This is a genomic window from Lysobacter sp. Soil_N_51 (assembly GCF_057655755.1).
This window is the reverse complement of record NZ_JBDGLR010000009.1, coordinates 174,251-194,036: the sequence shown is the minus strand read 5'-3', so window position 1 is coordinate 194,036 and position 19,786 is coordinate 174,251. Positions and strand designations below refer to the sequence as shown.

16 protein-coding genes are annotated in these 19,786 nt (G+C 68.6%); 11 read left to right on the top strand and 5 right to left on the bottom strand.

Annotation, left to right across the window (positions count from 1 at the left end; translation table 11 throughout):
• The first annotated feature begins 96 nt into the window (after positions 1-96).
• From AC3A4T_RS18530 to AC3A4T_RS18505, 6 genes are all read left to right on the top strand, one after another.
• Complete coding sequence (locus tag AC3A4T_RS18530; RefSeq protein ID WP_487676710.1) at positions 97-1,119, top strand: DUF4272 domain-containing protein; 1,023 nt, start codon at positions 97-99, stop codon at positions 1,117-1,119.
• 248 nt (positions 1,120-1,367) lie between these two features.
• Positions 1,368-1,877: a GNAT family N-acetyltransferase gene (locus tag AC3A4T_RS18525; RefSeq protein WP_487676709.1), complete on the top strand. Its 510-nt coding sequence runs from the start codon at positions 1,368-1,370 to the stop codon at positions 1,875-1,877.
• On the top strand, positions 1,874-2,407 hold the full coding sequence (locus tag AC3A4T_RS18520) for a GNAT family N-acetyltransferase (RefSeq protein ID WP_487676708.1): 534 nt from the start codon (positions 1,874-1,876) through the stop codon (positions 2,405-2,407). Before AC3A4T_RS18525 ends, AC3A4T_RS18520 begins: the two co-directional genes overlap by 4 nt.
• Positions 2,408-2,490: 83 nt before the next feature.
• Positions 2,491-3,021, top strand: a complete 531-nt coding sequence (locus AC3A4T_RS18515; protein WP_487676707.1) for a RidA family protein — start codon at positions 2,491-2,493, stop codon at positions 3,019-3,021.
• Positions 3,022-3,157: 136 nt separating this feature from the next.
• Complete coding sequence (locus AC3A4T_RS18510; RefSeq protein WP_487676706.1) at positions 3,158-3,805, top strand: OB-fold protein; 648 nt, start codon at positions 3,158-3,160, stop codon at positions 3,803-3,805.
• A gap of 99 nt (positions 3,806-3,904) precedes the next feature.
• The gene (locus AC3A4T_RS18505; RefSeq protein WP_487676705.1) at positions 3,905-4,840 is read left to right on the top strand and encodes a 5'-nucleotidase, lipoprotein e(P4) family; all 936 of its coding nucleotides are present in this window, start codon (positions 3,905-3,907) and stop codon (positions 4,838-4,840) included.
• Positions 4,841-5,147: 307 nt separating this feature from the next.
• On the opposite strand, the gene AC3A4T_RS18500 is transcribed toward AC3A4T_RS18505, so the two are convergent.
• A complete protein-coding gene (locus AC3A4T_RS18500) occupies positions 5,148-5,984 on the bottom strand; it encodes an AraC family transcriptional regulator (RefSeq protein WP_487676704.1) in 837 nt (278 codons plus the stop codon).
• Positions 5,985-6,106: 122 nt separating this feature from the next.
• Here AC3A4T_RS18500 and AC3A4T_RS18495 point away from each other — a divergent pair, with 122 nt between their 5' ends.
• Positions 6,107-6,877 carry an alpha/beta fold hydrolase gene (locus AC3A4T_RS18495; RefSeq protein ID WP_487676703.1) on the top strand — a complete coding sequence of 257 codons (771 nt, stop codon included), beginning with the start codon at positions 6,107-6,109 and terminating at the stop codon, positions 6,875-6,877.
• A gap of 469 nt (positions 6,878-7,346) precedes the next feature.
• Here the strand turns inward: AC3A4T_RS18495 and AC3A4T_RS18490 are convergent, their stop codons facing one another.
• From AC3A4T_RS18490 to AC3A4T_RS18475, 4 genes are read right to left on the bottom strand one after another with little or no spacing between them, the layout of a single operon-like run.
• Positions 7,347-8,360: a Csu type fimbrial protein gene (locus tag AC3A4T_RS18490; protein WP_487676702.1), complete on the bottom strand. Its 1,014-nt coding sequence runs from the start codon at positions 8,358-8,360 to the stop codon at positions 7,347-7,349.
• Positions 8,357-10,777, bottom strand: coding sequence for a fimbria/pilus outer membrane usher protein (locus AC3A4T_RS18485; protein WP_487676701.1), 2,421 nt, complete (start codon positions 10,775-10,777; stop codon positions 8,357-8,359). The genes AC3A4T_RS18490 and AC3A4T_RS18485 overlap by 4 nt, the downstream gene beginning before the upstream one ends.
• Complete coding sequence (locus tag AC3A4T_RS18480; RefSeq protein ID WP_487676700.1) at positions 10,728-11,513, bottom strand: fimbrial biogenesis chaperone; 786 nt, start codon at positions 11,511-11,513, stop codon at positions 10,728-10,730. Before AC3A4T_RS18480 ends, AC3A4T_RS18485 begins: the two co-directional genes overlap by 50 nt.
• A gap of 13 nt (positions 11,514-11,526) precedes the next feature.
• Positions 11,527-12,030: a Csu type fimbrial protein gene (locus tag AC3A4T_RS18475; protein ID WP_487676699.1), complete on the bottom strand. Its 504-nt coding sequence runs from the start codon at positions 12,028-12,030 to the stop codon at positions 11,527-11,529.
• 365 nt (positions 12,031-12,395) lie between these two features.
• Between AC3A4T_RS18475 and AC3A4T_RS18470 the strand changes: the two genes are divergently transcribed.
• The 4 genes from AC3A4T_RS18470 to AC3A4T_RS18455 all read left to right on the top strand — a co-directional run bounded on the left by AC3A4T_RS18470 (position 12,396) and on the right by AC3A4T_RS18455 (position 19,784).
• On the top strand, positions 12,396-13,613 hold the full coding sequence (locus tag AC3A4T_RS18470) for a hypothetical protein (RefSeq protein ID WP_487676698.1): 1,218 nt from the start codon (positions 12,396-12,398) through the stop codon (positions 13,611-13,613).
• Positions 13,614-14,233: 620 nt separating this feature from the next.
• Complete coding sequence (gene plsB, locus AC3A4T_RS18465; protein ID WP_487676873.1) at positions 14,234-16,933, top strand: glycerol-3-phosphate 1-O-acyltransferase PlsB; 2,700 nt, start codon at positions 14,234-14,236, stop codon at positions 16,931-16,933.
• A gap of 89 nt (positions 16,934-17,022) precedes the next feature.
• Positions 17,023-18,147 (top strand): hypothetical protein, encoded by a 1,125-nt coding sequence (locus AC3A4T_RS18460; RefSeq protein ID WP_487676697.1) that lies wholly within the window; start codon positions 17,023-17,025, stop codon positions 18,145-18,147.
• A gap of 353 nt (positions 18,148-18,500) precedes the next feature.
• On the top strand, positions 18,501-19,784 hold the full coding sequence (locus AC3A4T_RS18455; protein WP_487676696.1) for a hypothetical protein: 1,284 nt from the start codon (positions 18,501-18,503) through the stop codon (positions 19,782-19,784).
• Positions 19,785-19,786 lie beyond the last annotated feature (2 nt).

The window sequence follows — 19,786 nt, the reverse complement described above, 5'->3', positions numbered from 1 at the left end:
GATTTGCTTCTCGTCCCACAACACAACCGCCCCCTACGAACCCACGCCCCGAATCGGCTAGTCTTGCCCGCATCGTCCCAGCGAACGCGCAATGCCATGAGCCTGCTGATCAACGCCTACTCCACGCTCGCCTCGCCGCCGGAACCGCGGTTCCTGCGCGAACCGCCGGCCCGCCGCGATCGCAGCGATCCGGAACTCGTGCCGCACCTGCAAGGCTTCGTCGGTTACGTGCTCGGCACCGTCGAAGGCATGGACGCGCGCACCTTCGGCGTGCTGCGCCATCTGCAACGCGTGCAGACCCACTACAGCTTCGAAGTCGAGGATCACGACTTCGACGCGCTCGCCGCCTGGGGCGAGGCCGCCAACGTGCTGTGCTTCCTGCCCGACGGCAGCGTGCGCGACGCCGCCGGCAATGTGCTCGCGAGCCAGGGCGATCCGGCGGTCGAGGCCGATGCGACGCTGCCGTATCCGCCCGACGCGCGCGAACGCAAGGCGCGCAGCGAGGCCGAGCTCGAACGTCTGGGCGCGCACTCGCCGGCGCATCTGCCGCCGGTGCTCGGCGCGGGCGAGGTGCGCCTGCGCACGCCCGAGGAAACCATGCGCCGCATGCTCGCGCTGTGCGCGGTCGCGGTGCGCGCCGAATCGCTGAGTTCCGAGCCGTTGTCGTTGCAGGACATCGCCAGCAAACTCGGCGCCGGCGTGGCCGCGTTGACCCCGGCCGAGCGCGACTTCATCGAGCGCGACGCGCCCGACGAGGAAACCTGGGCCAACCACGGCTGGCGCTACGAAAGCGCGGCCTTGCTGCAATGGGCTTTGGGCCTGAGCGAGACCTTGCCGCCGCCGACCGCGATTTGCGATGCGGGGCAGATCGCGCGCATCGCGATCGATCATGCCGACGAAGCGAGCATCGCGCAGGCGCGCTTGCGGCCGTTGCCGGAATTGCTGGATGCGCTCGATGGCCTGTACCGGCGGCATTGGCTGGTGCGGCAGGCGCGTCTGGACGAACGTGAGCCGCCGATCGGTCTGCATCCCAGCGTGGTGTACGAGCGGCATTACGCATTGAATTGGTTGCTGCGGTTCGATGAGCAGGATTGGGATGAGGTGGGGACGCCTACCTGAGTGGAGCGGGGCGTCTTGGCGAGACGTCTATTGCATGAGGTGACGTCGTGGTCGCGGTCGCGGTCGCGCGGTCGCGGCTTGCGCCGCTCCTACAGGGGGCAGCCGTGCTTCGCTCGCGCCGTGTAGGAGCGGCGTAAGCCGCGACCGCGAAACCACACACGCCGGCGCAACCATCCATCCCGGCATTGCGGGCACACGACGCCAAACCCCATGCGCACACGCAACGACCGCTCGCGCATACTGCGCGCATGAGCCTGCGCATCCGCCCCGTCACCGCCGCCGATTACCCGGCGATCCTCGCCCTCAATCTCGAATCCGAAGCGCTGATGAGCCCGCTCGATGCGCAGCGCCTGGCCCGACTCGATCGCGCATCGGTCTATCACCGCGTCGCCTGCGACGGCGACACCGTGGTCGCGTTCCTGCTCGCCTTCGCCCAGGGCGCCGACTACGACAGCCCCAATTACCTGTGGTTCTCGCAGCGCTATCCGACCTTCCTCTACGTCGACCGCATCGCCGTGGCCGGCAGTCACCAGGGCCGCAGGCTCGGCGGCCTGCTCTACGATGATCTGTTCGCGTTGGCCCGCGAGCGCGGCTTCGAGCAGGTGACCTGCGAGTTCTACATCGTCCCGTTCAACGAAGTGTCGAGCCGCTTCCACGCGCGCTATGGCTTCAATGAGGTCGGCACGCAGTGGGTCGCCGACGGCGCCAAGCAGGTGTCCCTGCAGGTCGCGCCGGTGCCGGGCGCGCCGCCGGCATGATGCCGCGCCTGCATCGCGTCGGCCTGCACCTGCGTCCGATGACGATGGCCGATGCGCCGGCCTGGTTCGCGTATCTGTCGCTGCCGGGCGCGGCCGAGCACACCAGTTGGAAGCTCGACGGCATCGAGGTGCTGTACCCGGAAATCATCGCGTCCAAGCCGTTCGATCACGACGCGCCCGCGTTGTTCGCGATCGTCGACGATCTGGACGAGTTGATCGGCACGGTCGGTTTCCACACCGTCTGGGACGCGCCGCGCGGCGGCGAAATCGCCTACAACCTGCATCCGGATCACTGGGGCCGCGGGATCGCCAGCGAAGCCTGTCTGGCGATCGCCGATTGGGGCTTGGACATCCGCGGCTACGACTATGTCGAGGCCTATTGCCTGGACGTCAATCTGGCCAGCCAGCATGTGCTGGAGAAATGCGGTTTCCGGCGCGACGAACTGGTGCGCGGGCTGCGGATCGTGCAAGGCCGCACCCGCGATTTCTGGCGCTTCCGGCTGACCCGCGACGCGATCGACGCCGACTGAGCGCGGACACTGGCCAAGGCGCGGCGTCGCGTCGATGATCGCGGCATCGTATCCACCAACCCTTTATCGAAACCGGAGTCCGCATGCGCCTCGTCCCGTCGATTGCATCCGCCGCGATCCACTGCGCTTCCATCGCCCGCTTCGGCATTGCGGTGCCGCTGTTGTTCGCCGCGCAGGCCGCCTGCGCCAGCGACGCGCGCGCGCCGGAATTCTTGAGTTCGCCCGATCCGGCCGCGGCCAAACTGCCGTTCTCCGAAGCGGTGCGCAGCGGCGAGCTGTTGTTCCTGTCGGGACAGATCGGCACCGTGCCGGGCAGCGGCAATGCCTTGGCCAAGGGCGGCATCCAGGCCGAGGCCGAGCAGACCCTGGTCAATATCCGCGGCGTGCTCGAACGCCACGGCGCGTCGATGCGCAACGTCGTCAAATGCACGGTGTTCCTGGCCGATATCGCCGAATGGCCGGCGTTCAACGAGGTCTATCGCAAGCACTTCAGCGCGCCGTTCCCCGCGCGCAGCGCGCTGGCGGCCTCGGGGCTGGCGATGGGCGCGAAGGTCGAGGTCGAATGCATCGCGCATGTGGCCGCGCCGGCCGCGTCTGCGTCGCGCAAACGCTGATGCGTGAGCCGATGCGCCGACGCCGCGGCGGCGAGTAAGTCGTCGCCATCCACGACGAGGCCTGCGCGTTCGTTGCGATGGATAACCGTTATCCCCATGACGCTGAGCGCATGGCACCCGGACAAGGACTGTTTCGATGAATGCAATGAGCCCCTCGCATCCAGCGCCGAACGGCGCCGGCCGGGCCGCGTGGATCTGCCTGGTGATCGCCTGGGTGTGCTTCCTGATCCCGATACCGGGCAGCGGCCTGCTGATCGGCTGGCCGTTGAACCTGGCCGCTTTCATCCTGGCGATCGTTGGCATGGCCAAGCACGGCGCGCTCGGCGGGTTGTTCCAGTTGCTGGCGTCGTTGATCGTGTCGCCGCTGGTGTATCTGTTCGGCTGGATCTTCCTGCTTGGCGGGCTGTCGGCGATGTCCGCGCTGGAGAACAACGGCTATGCCGACAGCCCTCACGAGATCGACCGCGCCGCCGACGCCAGCCCGCGCGAGGTCGATGTGAACACGCTGGCGAGGGCCTACCGCGACGATGCGACCGCGGCCGATTGGCTCTACAAAGACACTGCGCTGCGCGTGTCGGGGCGGATCGCCAGCATCGGCCGCGATGCGAGCGATAAGCCGATGCTGAAATTGACCGATCGCGGGGTCGGGCCGGTGCGGGCGAAGAATTTGTCGGCCGAGGCCGTGGCCGGATTGAGCCGGGGCCAGTCGATCAGCCTGGACTGCACCGGCGCGGGACAGGAGTCGGGCGAGCCGGTCCTCGAGGCCTGCAGCATTTCGGACTAGCGTCGCGGCATGCCGGTCCGGGCCCTGTGGAGCGCCCAAGCCGGGGCGGTCGAGAATCGACACCGTTTTGATTCGCGGCCTACACTCCCCGCCTTTCCCATGGACCGACCGCGCATGCCTATCCGCGCCCTGCCCCTGACCACGCTCGCCTGCGTGCTGGCCCTGGCCGCCTGCAAACCGGCGCCGCCGAGCACGCCGTCCGCCGCTCCCGCCGATGCCAAGCCCGCGGCGGCACCGGCCGCGCCGGCCGCCAAGCCGTCCGGCGCCGACGACAACCTCAACGCCGTGTTGTGGATGCAGCGTTCGGTCGAGTACCGCGCGACCACCGAGACGGTCTACCGCGCCGCCGCCGACAAGCTCGACCTCGCGCTCAAGCAGCCCAACTGGGACGCGCTGGTGCCCGAGGAGCGCGGCAATCCGGCCAAGGGCCTCAAGCCGGCGGTGGTGATGGACGTCGACGAGACCGTGCTCGACAACTCGCCGTATCAGGCGCGGCTGGTCCGCGACGGCAAGGAATACGACGAAGTGACCTGGGACGCCTGGGTCGCCGAGAAGAAGGCCAAGCCGCTGCCGGGCGTGGTCGATTTCGCCAAGGCCGCGCAGGCCAAGGGCGTGACCGTGCTGTACCTGTCCAACCGCGCGGTGCATCTGAAGGACGCGACCCTGGCCAACCTGCGCCAGGCCGGCCTGCCGGTCGCCGACGATTCGGTGTTCCTCGGCCTGGGCACGGTGGTCGACGGCTGCGAACAGAACGGCAGCGAAAAGAACTGCCGCCGCCTGCTGGCCGGCAAGCAGTACCGCGTGCTGATGCAGTTCGGCGACCAGATGGGCGACTTCGTCCAGGTCGTGGCCAACACGCCCGAGGGCCGCGACGCGTTGCTGGCGCAGTACCACGACTGGTTCGGCGAACGCTGGTGGATGCTGCCGAACCCGAGCTACGGCTCATGGGAGGCGATGACCTTCAACAACGACTACAGCCAGTCGCGCGACGCGCGCCGGCTGGCCAAGCGCGCCGCGCTGGATGTGGCGCCCTGAGCGATCTCAGTCGTTATGGCGACTGACGATCATTTAAAATCAATAGGTTATATCGAATTACTTCAAGTGTTGCATTAACTAGTCCCCGGCGGTAGTCTGCGCCCATCCCGGTGCCAGCCGGGGCCATGCCACAACTCGAAATCTATCGGCGCAAGCCGATTTGCAAGGAGGCTTCGGCCTCCTTTTCTTTTGCCCGCGGCCGCCCTTCATTGAGCCGGGCACGGTGACAGCCGAGGCTTGAAGGCCGAGGGCGTTGATGTCCTTCCCGTCTCAGGTCCGGGCCCTCAACAGGGAAGGTGGAGTTCCATCACGGCGGACTGGGAGCAGCCCGTCCCCGCCACTGCCTCGGCGACACCCCCACCTGCGCTTTGAACGCCCGCGACAAGGCCGACTCGCTCGCGTAGCCCACGTCGTCCACCAGCAGCTTCAGGGGTTTGCCGCTGCGCAGCCCCTTCTGCACCAGCAGGATCCGCCACCGCTGCAGGTACTCGCCGGGCGTGTTGCCCACGGTGCTGCGGAACGTCTGCGCGAACGAGCTGCGCGACATGCCGGCGGTCGCGGCCAGCGCCTCCAGGGTCCAGTCTTCCCGCGGCCGTTCGTGCATCGCGGTGATCGCGCGGCGCAGGCGCGGATGCGCGAGCCCCGACATCAATCCCGCCTGCCCCCGCTGTCCTTCCATCTGATGCCGCAACACCTGGATCAGCACCAGTTCGAACAGTCGCGCCAGCACCTCGCCACGACCGCAGCGCTGGTCGAACGCCTCCTCGAACAGCAGATCCAGCAAGGGCCGCGCACTGCCCAGTTGGTCCAGCGGCAGGCAGACGAGGTCGGGTAACGCAGCCACCAGCGGATGTTCGGCCGCGCCGTCGAAACTGAGGTCGGCGCAGGCCAATTCGGCGCCCTCGCGGTCGTCGATCACGAAGCGATGGGCACAGGGCCGCGGATACAGCAGCAGGCTGGGCTCGGTGAGCGTGATCGGCTTGCCCGCGGCGTGATGCACGACCACGGTGCCGCGCCGGACCAGGTGCAACTGGCCCAGCGTTCCGCGTGGCGGCAGCTCGTGAATGCCGCACAGGGCGCCGGCGTGCAGGATCGATGCCCGCACCGGGAAGTGGGCCAGCAGGGCCTCGAGCCTGTCGGTCATGTTTGGACTCTATGGCAAGTTATTCGTACTTTACGTCACTTAAAGGCCGGGTGGGGCGAGGATAGTGACGTCACCGGGAACGACCCGGCCCGTCCAGCCAATCCCATCCTCAAGGAGCCTCTATGAACATCCTCGCCCCCCTGGTCCTCGCCGCCTCCCTCAGCCTGGGCACGGCTTCGGCCGCCACCCCCGCCCCGACCGCCAAGCCCCGCCCGACCGTGGTGCTGGTCCACGGCGCCTTCGCCGACGGCTCGTCATGGAACAAAGTGATCCCGTTGCTTCAGGCCCAGGGTTTGAACGCCGTCGCGGTGCAGAACCCGCTGACCTCGCTGGAAGACGACGTGACCTTCACCAACCGCGTCGTCAACGCGCAGTCCGGCCCGGTCGTGCTGGTCGGCCATTCCTGGGGTGGCTCGGTCATCACCCAGGCCGGCGGTAATGCCAAGATCAAGGCGCTGGTCTACGTCGCCGCCTTCGCGCCTTCGCTCAATGCCGCGCCGGTGGTCGACACCAAGGACTTCCCGACTCCGCCGGGCTTCGCCCACTTCATCGCCGACGCCGATGGTTACCTGACCCTGCCCGCCGACGCGATCGCCCGCGACTTCGCGCAGGACGTCAGCGCCGAGCAAGCCAACCTGATCCACGCCACCCAAGGCGCGGTGCGCGGCGCCAACTTCGAACAGCCCGTCACCGTGGCCGCATGGACCACCAAGCCGTCGTGGTACATCGTCGCCGCCCAGGACCGCATGATCGACCCGGGCGCGCAGCGTGCGTTGGCCAAGAAGATCGGCGCGAAGACCACGGTGCTGCCGACCAGTCATGTGCCGATGGCGTCCGACCCGGAATCGGTGGCCAAGGTCATCGTCGAAGCGGCGCGAGCGGCAGCGAAGTAATCGATATGAGGACCGCCGTCGGGGAGTGTGCAAGAACTCCCCGACGGCGCGTCGACGCGCCGACTTGCAAGGCCGTCTGATCGATCGGTCCTTGCCGGGTGACGAAATAGACGTCCGGCTGCCTGGCGGGCGTATGCCCGCTTCTGGCCGACGGCGGAATCGAAGCGATGTTGCCGACGCGTCATCCCAGACGTCTCGATCACCCTCCGATCTGTCTGCGAAAGTTGCTGCTACCGGTTGACGCTCGCCAATGCGAACAACGTTCAAGGCACGTAACCAACTTTCAAGTTAGTGCTTTCAACCATGAGGGCGCCTGCGGTCCACGGCATGCCCAGACGCAAGGCGCGAAACATCCAGCGCAAGGCGGTTACGACATCGCCATGCGAGAACAAGCAGGTCGCGGTTTCGCAGCGTTACCGCCTGCCGACGATAGCGACGCGATTCGTCGCACCGCAACCACGCACCGCGATCAATACGTCACCGTCACCACGATCGTATCGCTGTAGGTCCCCACGTTCGGCGTCTGCGGCGCGACCCGGCCGTACACGGTCAGCGATTGCGCGGTGCCCGTGCCGGTGCCGGCCAGGGTGTCGCTGCCCAGGGTGTTGCCCCAGCGCAGGCTGCGCGGGCTGTCGCGGTACAACTCGTAGCTGACGAACTGGCCGCCGGCGTTGCGCATGCGCCGCACCGCGCCGCTGGCGTTCAAGCCGTTGTTGAGGCCGATCTGCCACGCAGTGCGGCCGGTGCAGACCAGGCCGATCGCGGTGGTGCGGTCGACGTTGGCGGTGATCAGGCCGGGCACGTTGCCGAACGCGAGGTCGGGCACCGGTTTGGGCGTGAGCGTGCAGGTGTTGGGCACCGAGCCGGTCACGGTGAAGGGGAACTGGCTGGGCGCGCCGCCGCTGCCGCCGGCGAGGCACGAGGTCGGCATCGGCGGATCGCCGAGCAAGGCCTCGGCGTAACGGAATTCGATCAGGGTGTCGAGCGCGCCGGTGAATCGGTTGCTGTAGCTGCCGGCGTTGAGCGCGGTCTGCGCGGGGATGCGGCCGTACAGGGTCGCGTTCAAGGTCTGGCTGCCGCCGAGCAGGGGTACGGAGTAGTCGAACTGCAGCGGCAGGAAATTCGGCACGGTGCCGTTGCCGCGCGCGCCCCAGATCGCGCTGCGCGCCGCGTCGGTGTACAGCTGCATCTGCAACGGATCGTTGAAGCCATTGATCATGCGCCGCGGGTTGAGGGTGCCGCCGCCGTCGGTGCCGCTGAGGATGCTCACGCACATGTTGACCTTGGCCCGCGCCAGCAGCGACAGCGCGCCGGTGGTGCAAGTGACGGTCAAGGTCGCGCTGGCGTCGCTGATCGCGCCGGTGGTGGCGGGGAAGCTGAGGTTGGTCATCGTCGCGGTGCAGGTGGTCAACGCATACGCCGGCATCGGCGCGGCCAGCGCCAGCAAGACGAACACGACGATCAGGCGGCGGCGCAGGCTCATGGCGATCGCTCCGGTGCGCAGGTCAGCGGGCCGATGCGCGGAATGCCCGGCCCCTGCGGATACGCGAACCGCACCCGGCAGGCGCCGCTCGGCGTGTCGACGCGCAGGTCGTTGGCGTCGCCCACGCGATCGAGGTAGGCCTCGCCGTCGTAGCCGACGATCGCGCTGCCGCCATCGTCCAGGCGCACGCGGCTGCCCAGCGGCAGCGGCTGGCCCGAGGCATCGCGCAGCACCAATACCGCGGGGCGGATCTTGTCGATCGCGAAACGCACCAAGGTGCCGGAGCGATCCTTCGGTGTCGCCTGCACTTCGACTTCGCTGAGCTGCACATCGGCCGGCAGTTCCATCGGATCAATCGCGATGCGGTTGCGCTGCCAGGCGTTGAGCGGAGTGACCAGCAGCATGCCGTCGCGATCGCTGCGGCCGATCGGGCGGTTTTCCAGCAGCACCGGCACGTCGGCCACGCCGCCGGTGGAGACCACCGCGAACGCGTCGCTGACGTTGCGCGCGGCGAAGGCATGGCCGCCCATCCACACCAGCGAACCGCTGGCGCTGGCGTAGCCGTAGTCGTTGTCGCCCTGGCGCGCGAGGCCGAAATTGAAGCGCCCGAACGAGGTCAGCCAACCCGCTTCGGCCAGGCCGCCTTCCTCGCCGTCGCCGCCGCGCGCCTGCACCCGCCAGCCGAAGCCGCCGTCGCCCGGCACCGGGCGGCTGATGTCGATCACGCCCTGATCGAGATCGCGGCTGCGCTGCGCCGACACGCTGATCTGGGTGCTGGCGCGGCGATCGCGATCCTGCAGGTTCAGGGTGAAACCCAGATAGACGTTGCGGTCCTCGCCGCGATCCAGGTTCTGGTTGTACGACAGACTCAATGCGGCGCGGCCGCCGAAGCTACGGTTCCAGGTCGCGCTGGCGTAGCGCGCGGCGGGTTCGTCGCGATAGATCAGGCGCACATAGCTCAGGCCGAGGCTGCCCAGCCGCGTATCGCTCCAGCTCACCACCGCGCGTTCGCTGACGCGTGGCGCGCCCAGTCCGTAACGCGAGGCGAGATAGCGGTACTCGCCGCGGGTGCGTTGGGTGTCGGCGGAAATATTGAAACGCCCGTTGCTCCAGTTGTACGCCGCCGCATACAGCCAGCCGCCGTCGTCGCCGTCGCGGCCGTGCGCGAGCGAACCGCTGATCACGCCGGCCTGGCCGAGCAGCCATACCCCGCCCACGCCGCCGTTGACCACGCCGTCGCCGCCTTCGCCATGCGCTTCGACGGTGAAGCGGTCGCTGATGCCGTAACGCAGGTCGCCGCTGAGCAAGGGTTCGTTGCCGTAGGCGAACGAGCGGATCGCGTAGTCCTCGCGCGCCAGACCCAGGCTCAGCGACCAGTCCGACAAGCCCTTGGCCAACAGTTGCTGCGCGGCATAGAACGGGAAGTCGAGGGTGCGGGTGCGGCCGAACGCATCGGTGACCACCAGTTGCGCGTTGCCCGCGCCGGTGATGCCGGGCAGGGTCGCCAACTGAAACGGCCCGGGCGACAACTCGCCGCTGTACTGGCGGATGCCGTTGACGTACAGGTCCACCGCCGACGGCACCGCGACTTCGCCCAGCAGGGTCGGCAGCGGGGTGGTGATGCGGTAGGGCTGCAGGCCGAAGTCGCGGCCGATGCGGATCCCGCCCAGGCGCAGCGGCCGGGTCCAGTCGAGCTGGCCGCTGATCACGTCGCCGGCGGTGACGCTGAACATCGAGGCCGGCGCCGACCAGCGCCAACTGCTGTCCAGGCGCACCGAGTCGGTGCGGCGCGGGTCGTCCTCGTTCTTGTAGCTGCGGGTCACCGCGGTCTGGCTGAACACGCCGCTGCCGAGGCCGAACACGCGCAGCTCGGCGAACGCGCTGGTGCTGTCGCTGTGGCGGTCGCGGCTGGAATACAGGTCGTAGTTGAACAGCAGCCCGGGCGAGGCGCTGGCGATCGGGACATCGGCGCCGGGCGCGTTGAGCCGGGTGGTCGCCAGCGACAGCAGCGACAGCGGGGCGTCGATTGCGACCCGCTGGCTGGCGGCGTCGTAGCGCACGCTGACGCCGGCCAGGCTGTCGGGCGCCAGGGTGTCGCCGCTGTCGTGGCCGTCGAGGCGGAAGCCGATCGCGCGCAAGGTGGCGACGCTGGCGTACAGGCGGCCGTCGCGCAGCTCGAACGGCTGTGGCGGGCCGTAGGCGGTCTGGTTGAGGCTGACTTCCAGATACAGGGCCATGTTCGCCGCCGCCGCGGTGGCGCTCAGCGATCCGCCGCCCAGCGCTTCATTCGCGCGCAGCACCGCCAGCGGCGGCGGTTCCGCCGCGTGGCCCAGCTGCGACGCCAGGAGCAGGCCGGCCGGCATGGCATCAGCCAGCCGGCGGGTCCAGCGCCAGCGCCTGCTCGGTGGCTTCGCCATTGATCCTCGCCTTGAGGGTGCCGCCGCCGCGCAACAGCTCGGCCGGGGCCGCCAGCGGCCAGCGCATGCGCTGGCCGGGCAGGGCGTAACCGAGCAGGCCGGACTGCAGCGCATGCCGGGTGCCGTGGCGGTCGACGAACACCAGGTCGGCCAGCTGCGCGTGCTGGTCGCCGTCGTTGCGGACTTCGATGCGGACCTGCTCGCCCTGGAAGCTCAGCTGCGCGCGCAGCTTCGGCGCCGGCGCGGCGTCGCCGGCCGGGGCGAGGAACACCGGCAGCGAGTAGCGCAATACGAACTGCAGGCCGGGCGGGCGATTGGCGTCGTCGGGCGGCAGCTCATCGACGATCAAGCGGTAGCTGTCCTCGCGCGTCGGCGGGGCGCCAAGCCGGATCACCCGGACCAGTTGCCGCGCGCCGGGCGCCAGTTCCAGCATCGGCGGGCTGATCGCCAGCGCCTGGGTCGGTTCGAAGTGTTCCTCGCCGTTGGCCTGGGTCCAGCGGAACACCCGTACCTGCGCCTGCAGCAGGGTGGTGCCGGTGTTGCTGAGCCACAGGCCGTCGGCGTTCTGCCGGGCCTGCAGGGTCAGGGTGGTGGGCGTGACTTGCAGCCCGGTCGCGCCGGCCGGCGCGGCGATCAGGGCCAACAGCAGAGCGAGCGCGAGCGGGCGCAAGGCCGACGAAGCCCCGCTGGACGCGGCCGAGGCGCGGACTGCCTGCTGCCACCGGCCGCCGCTCATCGGCCCGGCCCGGTCAGTAGGTCACCGTGGCGGTCACCACGTCATTGTAAGTACCAGTGGGAAAGTTGGCGCTCGGGGTCCGGCCGTAGACCGGCACGTTGACCGCCGCGCCGGTGCCGCTGCCGGCCAGGACGTTGCCGCCGACCCCGGCGGTGCTGCCCCACACGTCGGCGGCGCCGCGCGCGGCGGCCCGGTACAACTGGTACGGCACCAGGTTGGCGCCGGAGGCCATCTTGCGGCTGTTGACGTCGGTGCCGTTCTGGCCGTTGTCGAGCCCGATCGTGTACGCCGTGCCCGGGGTGCAGTTGATGGTCAGCTGGCCCTGCTGGTCGACGTTGGTCGCGGTCGAGGCGACCGAGCCGAAATTGACGTCGGTGGGCGCGACGGTGTGGATGTCGCAGACGCTGGTGATGGTGATGGTGACGTTGAACTGGGTGGTGTCGTTGGCGGCCGAGGCGGGGCCGGCAGCGGCCAGGGCCAGGACGGCGACGAACAGACAGGTCGGGGTAGGACGCATGGTCGTTCTCCTGCGCGGCAGCGCGTTGGCGAACCGACAGATGTGCCGGTTTTGCCTGTTTAGAACGCATAAAACATGCCAGTACCGGCACCCTATCGGGCGCCGGACCTGCACGGGGTGATAGGGGTCACGGGATCGCCGCTCCGGCCTGTTCAGCGGTTTTTCTGCTGGATTCGTTCACTTTTCGGCGTTGCAAAAAAGCGAGCGCAAGCGACCTCGCGCGTCAGCAAGTGCTGGCTGGCGTCGCGATCGGTGAGCGAGCGTGAGCCGGCCACCGGCTTGTGCCGGCCCGGACGCGCGGCCAAGATGCCCCACGCCTGGGGGGAGCCCATGCCCGGAGCCACGCCTTGCGAGCTTTAGAGCCGATGACCATCGTCCGACGCGTCCGAACGATCTGCCTGTCGACCGCCCTGCTGGTGGCGGCGGCCGGCTGCGGCCCGGACCCGGCGCCGGCCGAGCCGGTGGCGAGCCTGCCGACCCAGGCGGTGACCCAACTGGTCGCCGACCTGCGTCGCAACGACCTGGCCGGCTACGCCCGCCACGCGCTGCCGCCGGAGCTGCACGCGCGCCTTGAAACCGCCTGGCGCGAGGGCCGCACCACCTGGCCGCTGACCGAGCTGCCGCTGCACGACCGCTTCCCGACCTTCATAGCCGCATTGGCCGCGCAGAACGCCGAGCGGGACCTAGTGGCGAGTTTCCGCCGCCAGTTCGCCGGCGCCGACGGCGAGCTGCATTCGGCGGCCAGGACCCTGGGCGTGTTCGCGATCCAGTACGTGCGCAGCGAGGCCGTCTACAGCGACACCGAGCGCGACCACCACGCCCAGCTGATCGGCGCGATCAGCCAGTGGGCGCAGGCCACCTCGCTGGGCGATTCGGCCAAGGGCCGGGCGGCGATCCCGCAGCTCGTCTCGGCCGCGCGCGCGACCGGGTTGGCGGCGCCGGACGCCTTCGCCCACAACGGCATGGACCGCAGCCTGCGCCGGCTGGGCCCGTTCGTGGAACGGTTCAAGCAGGTGCTCGGCGGCTACGGCCTGGACCTGGACGCGGCGCTGGACAGCGTCGACGCCACCCTGGCCGAACAGACCGGCGACACCGCACGGGTCCGAATCCGTTACCAGCTGGCCGGCGAACCGGTCGACGCCTACGTGCTGGTCGAACGCCGCCAGGAGCGCTGGTACCTCAGCGACGTGCTGCGCCATGCCCAGGCCGAGATCGAGGCGCCGCCGCGCGCGGCCGCGGAGGCGGGGCAACAGGCGGCGTGGGCGCGGGCCGTGGCGAACAGGAAACCGGCGCCGGCCAAGCCGGCTACCGGTAAGGTTCAAGCGGCCCGGCCAGCGGTGAGCCTGCCCGAAGCGAGCGAGGCCAAAGCAGGCGTGGCCGAAGCGAACGCCGCCGAGCCCGCGGCCAAAGCCGGGGCCGCTCAAACCGGCGCAGGCAAAGCCGGTCCCGTGTCGACGCCCGCGACCGCCCAGCCCGCCGCGAAGCCAAGCGCCACCACCACGCCACCCGCGACGGCGCCCAAGCCAGCGGCTCCGGCCGCCGCTGCCGGTCCCACCGCCACCGCGCCGCCGAAACCCCGCTAAGCCAATCGAGACCCGCGCGCCCCGCGGCATTTCGGGAAGGCGTTCAGGCCGCACGCTTCCGGCGCAGGCCGCTTCGAGCCCCTGCCGCGGCGGATCGGACCGCCGCGGGGCCGGCGCCTTGCATACGAAAAGACTCCCGGCCAGCGGGCCAACCCCGTCCCGGCAGCCGCCCATTCGGCCCAGGCGCGCGCCGAAGCCGAATAGGCATAATGCCGGGGATGCCGAAACAGACGCCCCTGCCTTTTCCCGACGCCGCCGCGGCCGATCCTCACGCGACCGACGTTGCCGGCGCACGCACGCCGACCGACCCGATCGACCCCACCGTTGCCGATGCCGACCCGGCGTCCTCTTCCGACATACCTTCCGCCATGCCCGAACCGACCCCACCCGTCGACCCCGGGCTTGACCCCAACGATCCGTCCGCGCCCGGCGTAGAGCCCGGCGCGACCTCGTTGCCGGGCACCGCCGCGTCGCACACCGATGCTGGCCCGACCGAACACGGCCCGATCGAGCCCGCGCCGGTTGAACCCGCCGCGACCGAGCCGTCCGGGATCGCGCCGTCCGAGGTAACGCCGTCCGAGCCCGCGCCGCCCGCGTCCGAAGCACCCGCGGCAGCGTCCATGGACCTGGACACGGCTTCGACCGCCCGCGAACCGGACGTCACGAACTCGCAGCAAGCCTCACCCGCCGTCGAGCCGTCGAGCCACCACGCCGACGAACCGACCCACCAGGCCGAACTGCCGATGGACGCGCCCGCGCCGCCCGCCGCGGAGCCGTCCGCCCAAGTCATCCAGGCCGCCACCAAGAACCGCCCGTGGTGGGCGCGCCTGCTCGGCCAGCTGATGGCGCCGTGGGTGTCGCTGACCATCGAGCCCAAGACCCCGGCCGAACACATCGCCGAGGAATGGAACGGCCGCCCGGTCTGCTACGTGCTCGAGGACTACGGCCTGTCCAACGCCTTGATCCTCGAACGCGCCTGCATCGAAAGCGGCCTGCCGTCGCCGCTGCAGCCGCTGCCGGGCGATCCGCTGGGCCGCAAGCGCGCCTACGTCGCGCTGTCGCGGCGCAACGCCGGCACCCTGGCGCCGTCCGGCCCGCCCTCGGCCAAGACCCATTCCGGCTCGCTCGCGCGTCTGCTCGACGCCCACCGCGCCGACCCGGCACTCGACGTGCAACTGGTGCCGGTGTCGATCTTCGTCGGCCGCGCGCCGGACCGCAGCAGCGGCTGGTTCTCGGTGCTGTTCTCGGAAAACTGGACCCTGGTCGGCCGCTTCCGCCGACTGCTCGCGATCGCGCTCAACGGCCGTCACACCATGGTGCGGTTCTCGCCGCCGGTGTCGCTGCGCGGCATCGTCGACGAAGGGCTGGAGCCCGAACGCACCGTGCGCAAGCTCTCGCGCGTGCTGCGCACCCACTTCCGCCGCATTCGCGCGGCGGTGATCGGGCCCGACCTGTCGACCCGGCGCATGCTGATCGATCGCGTGCTCGCCGCCGATCCGGTCAAGGAAGCCATCGCCGATCAGGCCCGTCGCGACAGCAGCTCCAGCGCCGAAGCCTGGAAGAAAGCCCACGCGATCGCCTACGAAATCGCCGCCGACTACTCGCACCCGGTGGTGCGTTCGCTGAGCTTCATCCTGACCCCGGTGTGGAACCGCATCTACCGCGGCGTGCTGGTGCATCACCTCGACCAGCTCAAGCAGGACGCGCCCGGCCACGAAGTCGTCTACGTGCCCTGCCATCGCAGCCACATGGACTATCTGCTGCTGAGCTATCTGCTCTACGCCAAGGGCATCGTGCCGCCGCATATCGTCGCCGGCATCAATCTCAATCTGCCGGTGATCGGCGGCATCCTGCGCCGCGGCGGCGCGTTCTTCATCCGCCGCAGCATCCGCGGCAGCGTGCTGTATTCGGCCATCCTCAGCGAGTACGTCGCGCAGTTGGTGTCGGGCGGCTATTCGATCGAATACTTCATCGAGGGCGGACGTTCGCGCACCGGCCGATTGCTGCAGCCCAAGGGCGGCATGATCGTGATGACCGTGCGCGGCTTCCTGCGCCAGCCGACCCGTCCGGTGCTGTTCCAGCCGATCTACGTCGGCTACGAAAAGCTGATGGAAGGCAACAGCTACCTCGACGAGCTGTCGGGCAAGCCGAAGGAAAAAGAATCGATCTGGCAGCTGCTATGGGGCATTCCCAAGGTGCTGCGCTCCAACTACGGCCAGGTGGTGGTGAACTTCGGCGAGCCGATCCGGCTCAACGACATGCTCGCCACGCATGCGCCCGAGTGGGACGGCCGTCCGCTCGACGAAGAAGACAAGCCGGCGTGGCTGTCGGCCACGGTCGATGCCTTGGCCGAGCAGATCCAGATCAACGTCAACCGCGCCGCCGACGTCAACCCGATCAACCTGCTCGCGCTGGCGCTGCTGTCCACGCCCAAGCACGCGATGGGCGAGGCCGACCTGCTCGCGCAGATCGCGTTGTCGAAAACCTTGCTGGCCGAGTTGCCGTATTCCGACCGCGTCACCGTCACCCCGCACACGCCGCAGGAAATCGTCGCCCACGGCGAAGAGATCAACGTGCTCGAACGCGTCGCCCATCCGCTCGGCGATGTGCTCGGTGTCGACGGCGACGACAAGGCGGTGTTGCTGAGTTATTTCCGCAACAACGTGCTGCATCTGTTCACCGCGGCATCGTGGATCGCCTGCTGCTTCCAGCACAACCGGCGCATGAGCCTGGCCGGCGTGCTGCGCCTTGGCCGCAGCGTGTACCCGTTCCTGCAGGCCGAACTGTTCCTGCCGTGGAGCGAGGAAGAATTCACCCAGCGCCTGTCGCGTACCGTCGATGTATTCGTGCGCGAAGGTTTGCTGGAGCGGGTCAGCGACGACGACGGCGGCATCCTCGCGCGCAACGCCGGCCAGACCGACGAAGTGTTCCGCCTGCGCGCGATCGGCCACTCGCTGCAACAGGCATTCGAGCGCTATTACATCGCCATCTCGGTGCTGGTGAAGAACGGCCCCGGCACGATGTCGGCCGGCGAACTCGAAAGCCTGTGCCAGCTCGCCGCGCAGCGCCTGTCGCTGCTGTACGCGCCGGCCGCGCCGGAATTCTTCGACAAGGCCCTGTTCCGCGGCTTCATCCAGAAACTGCGCGAACTCAAGCTGGTCTGGCCCGACAGCGAGGGCAAGCTCGCCTTCGACCAGCGCCTGGACGCATGGGCGAAGGACGCGAAGGTGATCCTCGGCCGCGAACTGCGGCATACGATCGAGAAGATCAGTCCGGAGATGGCCAAGCCGGCCGTGGAAACGCCGCCGGCCGCGGCCTGACAACTCGCGCCGAGTTGTGACCGTGAGCGCGAAAATGGGATGATGCCGTCGCTTCTCGGGGGAGAAGCGGCCACAGGGGATTGCATCGTATGACCAGGATATCGCCGCTCGCATTGGGCGCACTTGCGCTTGCCTTTGTTACGACAGCGAATGGCGCGAAAAAAGACGTCGCCGGCTACACCGCCGAGCGTGCCGCGCTGGCGACAACCTTGCCGGTGCATATCGTGGCGTTGAACACCAAAATCAGGCCGCAATTGGGTTTCAGGCATCGTCCAGTCGGTGCGGAAACCAGGCCTCCGCCCGACCCGCGCTGGGCGGGATTGGACATGGCGATGGGAGGCGGGTTGCTCGGCGGCGCGATTGTCGCGGGTTCGCACTATGTCTGGCTCAAGCGTCAGACCCGCGAAACCTTCGCGCCGATCCAGCAGGCTGGCTGCGACCTGCGCGTGGATTCGTTGCTGCAGCGGTCTGTAGCGGACGCGATTGGTCGCAGCGCTTGGGGCGCCTCTGTGGTTCCCGCGATGGCGGCCGCCGACGATCGTGATCTCGATAAACTCGTAGCGAGCGACGGGCCGCGTCAGGTGTTCGCAATCACTGCGTCATTGACCCCCGAGTTCGATGCCTTGGTGACCTCGGTGGAGGTCGCTGCCTATGCACCCGCCGACGGCCAGTCGAGCTGGAAGAGCAAGCCGGCATGGAAGGACTTGTTGATCGTCGTTTCTGATCAGGTGCAGCCGCCGGCCAAGACTCAGGCCGACATCGATCGGATGGTGAGTGAAGAGCAGGCCCGTTTCGAGGCGAGCGGTGGCGAAGCGTTGATTCAGCGCGTCAATGCGCAAAGCAGTGTCGATGCGCTGGATCGCAAGAAAGCGGTCGAAGCCATGAAGTTGCATCAGAAGAACATGCGGGAAGCCCGGGCCACGGATTGGTCCGCGGATTCGCTTAAGCGCGAGCGCGCGATGCTTTGGAGTGCTGATAGCTGCCAGCGCATGCACGTCGCGGTCGATCAGGCGAAGGACGAGATAGGGCGCTTGCTGGATGCGTTGTACACCCAGCAACTGCCGTCGCGGCTGGGCCTGAAGGATGCCGACGTAGCCGTGCATGCCCGCAACAGGCATGTGCATGCACTGCCGGGCGGACTGTTCGTATTCCGTGTCGACGGCGCGACTGTGCCGCTGGGTTTTCGTGAAGATTTGCTGCCGTTGGAGGATTGATGGCGTGGTCTGTGTGGTCGGCGGAATGGTGGCGATGCTGTGGGTCTGCGGCAGTCGAGCGGGTTGACGCTTGAGTTGAGGGGCGCGGCTGGTCTGTGTCGTTGATGTTCGTGAAGATCGGCGACTCGGTCATTTGCCGCTGAATTGTGGGTTAAACGATCAACGCGCATTGACGCCGGTGGCCGGCGCCGACGCTGCTGCGATAGCTTCACGCCCGAATCGATACGGCGTGGCCTTGAGGACTGGCCGGTCGTCAACTGGCGGGTCTCTGATATCCGTCACTGCAAGCCCCACGCCGATGCGGGTTACCATCGCCCGACCTCGATCCGGCCCCGCCGATGTCCGTCAATCCGATGTCCACGAGCACGATCCCGACCAGCGCCCTGGCTTCGGCCTCCGATCCGTCCGCCGTTCGCGACGGCGGCAGCCACCCGTGGCTCGAAATCCCCCTGCTCAGCGCCCGCCTGCTGTGGCGCCACTGGCCCGCGCTGGCGTTCTGGTTCTTCGCCCAGCGGGTCTGTTACGACCTGTTGATGCAGTTAGCGGTCAAGCTCGGCGAGCGCTCGGTGTTGCTGTCGTTCGCGGTGCTGTCGGTGCTGATCGTGACCCAGCTGGCCGGCACCATCCTGATGTTCCAGTCGCTGCGGCCGTCGCTGCCGATGCTCGCCGGCGGCGCGACCACCCCCGACACCGCGGCGGTGCGCAAGCAGTGGATCACCGCGCTGGCGATCGCGATGCTGCCGTTCTTCGCCTATTACGCCGGCTGGGGCCTACTCGAGGATCTGCGCCGCAACTTCCGCACCCACTACACCTTCAGCGTGTGGGACAAGGAAAACCTGCATCAGGTGCTCAAGCTCAAGGGCTTGTGGATCGCGCTCGCGGTGGCCTGGGTGGTGCGCTGGTTCAGCAAGCGCCGCGCGGCCGCGACCGGGCATGCGTTGTGGAATGTGGTGGCGACCAGTTGCGAGGCGTACTGGGTGTTCGTCGGCGCGGCGGCGATCGCGCAGCTGATCAAGAGCGGCCAGGACTGGTGGCACGAGCGCGTGGTCTATGTCGCCGCGACCGAGTGGTGGGAAAGCCCGACCGCTGCGTTCAAGCTGCTGGCGCCGAGCAAGCGCGCGCTGGCGCCGCTGTGGGATTTCGTTTCGACCGCGGCCGGCGCGATCGCCTTGCCGCTGATCTGGCTGGCGATCACCGCGATCATCTACGGCATCGACCTGCGCCGCGCGCAACGCATCGACGCGGCCGACGAGCGCCTGGGCCAAGTCGCCGAGCGCTTCAAGTCGATGCATTTCACCCTGCGCATGCTCGCCGACAAGGCCAGCGCCGGCTGGAGCAGCAAGGGCGTGCCGGTGGTCAACAGCCTGCGCCTGGTGTTGCGCGCGGGCCTGCCGGCCTTGCTGACCCTGTGCGTGTGCTGGCAGCTGCTGGCCTACATCGACTCGTGGTCGTGGCGGCTGATGCAGCAGTTCGTCGGTCCGAAGGACCCGCAATGGCAGAGCGTGATCGGTCAGCCGTTCGCGGTGTTCCTCAACACGCCGCTGTCGTTCCGCACCTCGTTGCTGACCGATGTGTTGCGCGTGGTATTGCTGGCGGCGACCTTCGACCGCGCGATCGCGCGCTTGCCGCGCGGCTGATC